The sequence below is a fragment of the Pseudomonas sp. RA_15y_Pfl2_54 genome (assembly GCF_963971015.1).
Taxonomy (GTDB): domain Bacteria; phylum Pseudomonadota; class Gammaproteobacteria; order Pseudomonadales; family Pseudomonadaceae; genus Aquipseudomonas; species Aquipseudomonas baetica_A.
On record NZ_CAXAPN010000090.1, the window covers coordinates 1 to 1,101 of the forward strand.

Sequence of the window (1,101 nt, forward strand, 5' to 3'; positions counted from 1 at the left end):
AGCAGCATCTTAAGTAATGCGGCTCTGCGTTCAGGTGAATAGTACGGCACGACCAGTCTCTTTCCGCCCCCGATATGCTTTTTTTGGAAAAACCGGAGAGGCGACAACTATCCTGACACCGGGGGGCGTCCAGGCATTACACCTTGTCGGACGATCAGCGGTGTGAATCAAAGGCTTTGCACGGTGTAATAATGATCTAGTGCGCGGCGGCAAGGGGCAGAACTGCCTCATTGCTTTCGTATAGCAGTTAATGTGATCTCAATCAGAACACGCCCCTCCAAAGCTACGCCCAAACAAGCACGCTGAGGCCAGCTTTGCGGGTTAGCACCGAACCAATCACACCATACTTCGTCCATCACAGGCTTATCCGCCATTCTTGCTATGTAAACCTGCGCACTGACAATGCTTTGCTTGTCTGACCCCAGCTCGTTGAGATTACCTTCGATGATTTCGAGCGCTTGACGAGTCTGGTCAGCAATATTTTGCGTGGTGTCCGTGGCGGTGGCCACAGTCCAGACTAAATCTCTGTATGCGCTAGATCGGTTTCTACCTTGATAAGCACCGCGAACTCTAGTGATCTCACTTGTAGTCATGCTCGTTCCTTTGTTTATGGGCTTTCTTAATTTAGATTTAGGGGTCTCAACAGATCGTCGGATCGCACCCATTTATGTGGTAGCAATTCTGTAATCTTGCTCAATTTTTGTGTTGGAAGCCGCGACAACACATCCTTCAGGTATGCGTACGGATCATGCCCATTAAGTCGCGCAGACTGGATCAAACTCATGATCGCCGCTGCGCGTTTACCGCTTCGTAACGAGCCCGCAAACAACCAGTTCGAGCGTCCAAGAGCCCACGGCCGAATCTGGTTTTCACATTGGTTGTTGTCTATCGGCACGGCGCCATCATTGGCATAACGAGCCAGAGCCATCCAGCGTTTGAGGCTGTAATCCAGTGCTTTGGCGATAGCCGATCCTTCCCCCGGTGTCAGGATAGTTGTCGCCTCTCCGGTTTTTCCAAAAAAAGCATATCGGGGGCGGAAAGAGACTGGTCGTGCCGTACTATTCACCTGAACGCAGAGCCGCATTACTTAAGATGCTGCTT

The 1,101-nt window shown here is 51.0% G+C and carries 1 protein-coding gene and 1 pseudogene; both read right to left on the bottom strand.

Going from position 1 to position 1,101, the window contains the following annotated elements; all coding sequences use genetic code 11:
• Window positions 1-227 precede the first annotated feature (227 nt).
• Window positions 228-593, bottom strand: a complete 366-nt coding sequence (locus AACY50_RS28605) for a RidA family protein (protein WP_339539935.1) — start codon at window positions 591-593, stop codon at window positions 228-230.
• A gap of 26 nt (window positions 594-619) precedes the next feature.
• Window positions 620-976: pseudogene (locus tag AACY50_RS28610) on the bottom strand (IS66 family transposase); the annotation flags it as partial.
• Window positions 977-1,101: the final 125 nt, after the last annotated feature.